This window comes from Geosporobacter subterraneus DSM 17957, assembly GCF_900142145.1.
Classification (GTDB): domain Bacteria; phylum Bacillota; class Clostridia; order Peptostreptococcales; family Thermotaleaceae; genus Geosporobacter; species Geosporobacter subterraneus.
Genome location: NZ_FQZV01000102.1, coordinates 1 through 2,791, shown reverse-complemented (window position 1 = coordinate 2,791; position 2,791 = coordinate 1). Strand labels below are relative to the sequence as shown.

The 2,791-nt window shown below is 38.5% G+C and carries 3 protein-coding genes; 2 read left to right on the top strand and 1 reads right to left on the bottom strand.

All coding sequences use genetic code 11. The features are described from left to right. The coding region (locus BUB56_RS19070; RefSeq protein WP_190014784.1) for a DUF4277 domain-containing protein at positions 1 to 309 on the bottom strand (309 nt) is incomplete at its 3' end. A gap of 250 nt (positions 310 to 559) precedes the next feature. Between BUB56_RS19070 and BUB56_RS19065 the strand changes: the two genes are divergently transcribed. Together BUB56_RS19065 and BUB56_RS19060 are read left to right on the top strand one after the other, a co-directional pair. After that, positions 560 to 1,162 (top strand): hypothetical protein, encoded by a 603-nt coding sequence (locus BUB56_RS19065; protein ID WP_110942822.1) that lies wholly within the window; start codon positions 560 to 562, stop codon positions 1,160 to 1,162. Between the two features lie 64 nt (positions 1,163 to 1,226). Continuing rightward, positions 1,227 to 2,327 (top strand): plasmid pRiA4b ORF-3 family protein, encoded by a 1,101-nt coding sequence (locus BUB56_RS19060; RefSeq protein ID WP_110942821.1) that lies wholly within the window; start codon positions 1,227 to 1,229, stop codon positions 2,325 to 2,327. Positions 2,328 to 2,791 lie beyond the last annotated feature (464 nt).

Below are 2,791 nucleotides of genomic sequence, written 5' to 3'. Positions count from 1 at the left end.
CATGGCATCAAGAAAGCTGCCGAAGCGATCATCATTAAGTTTACAGGGATCGATTTTATGTCCTAATAGTGATTCCAAGTCAACACGTTGGAAATATTCATTCAATCTTGAAAGTGGATTATGGTCGTCTGCAATATTGATCAGCATCAACTGAGCCAACGTTCCATAAGAAATTTCAGGAGGTCTACCAGTATGCTGTTCAAGAGCCTTATTAAAGATATGGTCTAAGCCAATTTGCTGAGCTAAGCCTGCAATAAAACCAGCTTTACCATCAAAATGGGGCTTAATTTGGTCAAAATTGAAATTCATAGAATTCACCTCGAATATTTGATAATACAATTATTCGAGATAAAATCAAAAACTCCTTTTTGAAGCTAAGATATTTTCAAAATTATTTAAATTGGTAAAAATAGTTAGGCGGAATATGAGTCGAAATTGTTTATGGTAAGGCAAAACGAAAAGGGACACATTATAGTACAAAGGGTGAAAAGAAGTGATTGGATTTTTCAGTCTGAAATGAAAAATTAACAATAGATCATCAAATACATGAGGTGATAAAGTGTATAAAAAACTTATGTCAAAGAAATTTTTTGAGGACAATCCGTATATGGAAAACTCTGTGCAGCGTTTTATCTATAGCACTCTTCTATACGAAGAACTCGAAGATCTTGCCAATGAAATAACGATAAAACAAGGGCTATTAAGTGATGAACGTCTTGAACATATTACTCGGGAGAAGGAACTAATCCAGTCAGAACAAAACCCTGAGGAGATATTTCAACTCTTACGAAAAAAAACAGAGATGATCAATCGGCGTCTATTGGTTAAGAAAGCGTTAGCGTTTGAGGAAGTGATCCTTCCTATGGTGGTGGATAAGCTGATGCGCAGTTACCATGATATCTTCATCGAAAATTCAATAGAGCTTCTTGCTAAAAGTAATAAAAACTATTCTTCGTTGCTGATGGAGAAATATACCGAGATCCGAAGTCCATATGTGCAATCATTGGTTTGTCTGATTCTTGGGTTCCGTGGAGAAGAAAAGATCATTCCCTGGATGGTTGATAGGTTTTATGAAATGAAGAAACTATACCCGGATGAATCCTATGACCAAGGTCCGTTGCTTGCTTTACATGAATTGAATAGCCGATTCTATGGGAAGTGATTTTCACCTCAAAATGACTTGTCAATACGATTCTGTTTCATGATTGATAAAAGGATGTGAGAAAATGCAAATTGCACTGACGAAAAAATTAGCAGAGGCTGTGGGTGTAAAAGCTGCTTTTGCACAAGAAAATGAAAACCCGTTGTTTTCATGGACTGCAAACTGGACAAAGGTATGGGATAATCGCAGAACAGAGGATATGATTGTGTTGGTGAACAATGCTACTCGCTTCACGGTAGCAATTTACCAAGTTAAAAAGAAAGACTTAAAAAACCTTGAAGTGATGATGAAAAAGGCGATTTCCAATACACTGTTGTTTATGAATATAAACCCGGAGATAGTTGAAGAATACATGCGATTAGCGGGAGATGTTGAGTTAGTGCAAAATCGCGGCAGACAAACGGCAGCATGGGTATCAAAAGCGGGACTGGAATGTAGTTTCTATGTTGGACGAGAATACAACGGCATTGAAAAGATGTTCTGTGATACGGTAGGGTCTCTTATTAATTATAATCATGTCAATATTACCAAGACCAGAGATGAGGGCTTCGCTCCTTACCAGGAAATGATTAACGCACTAACTGAGCTAACAGGAAAGCCTGCCTATAAATACCGTGCCTTTGAATTGTCAGCCACACTTAATTTGGATGTATACAAAGCGGTACGAAGAATTATTGTTCCTGCTAATCTGAGTTTTGAACGGTTACATAATGTGCTGCAAACCGTATTTAACTGGAAAAATTATCATCTTTATGACTTTGCCATACATCAAGGTGATAAATACGATCCTGCTATCAGAGTTGTTCCGAATAGGGAGTGCTTGGAGTATGATGAGAATGCAGTTCTTATGGAAGGGCATACGTTGTCCGAGTTTTTGCCTGAATACAAACATATACTGTATACCTACGATATGGGGGATAACTGGGAGCATGAAATCGAGTTGGCGCAAGTGATTGAGGATTACGACAAGGAGTCGCCTTTCTTGGTGGAGGCGATTGGTCAAACGCCACCGGAGGATGTTGGTGGTGTAGGAGGATATGTGAATTTCCGTGAAATTATGCTGGATCCAAGAAATCCGGAATATAAGGAAATGAAGGAATGGGCCAGGTTTTGGACACCAGAGCTTAGCGATTGGGAAAAACGTCCAAGAGTGATACGTCTTTGATGTTTTTAGACATCAATATCGTTTTCCCAATCCTAGGGACGAAAGGATATTCTTTGCGAGGACGGATTTCTTTTTGTGAAAGCACTGAAAATGGCTATTTTGGCTGTTTTGGGCGGGTTTGTTGATACTGGATTTGACATCCAAACTGACGCTCAGACTTTAGCCCCCCTATCACACGTTGAGATCATTTGCTTGATGTCTAGAAAGTAAAACTCGGAAATTACTGATAATACTTGGTTTTGTAAAATGAAAGTAAAATTGTCCACTTGGCGTAACCCTCGATATGTGTATGTGGAAACATATCGAGGGTGTTTTTTGTGGTAAAAATGAGTTTGAAATTAGGTAGGGTTGAGGAGATAGGATGGATGTATCTATAGGGTTGAGGAGATTTCCAACGTGTTGACTTGGAATCACTATTAGGACATAAAATCGATCCCTGTAAACTTAATGATGATCGCTTCGGC

Coding starts and splice junctions, on each gene's coding strand:
- BUB56_RS19060 (WP_110942821.1), top strand. CDS start 1,227: ATGCAAATTGCACTGACGAAAAAATTAGCAGAGGCTGTGGGTGTAAAA.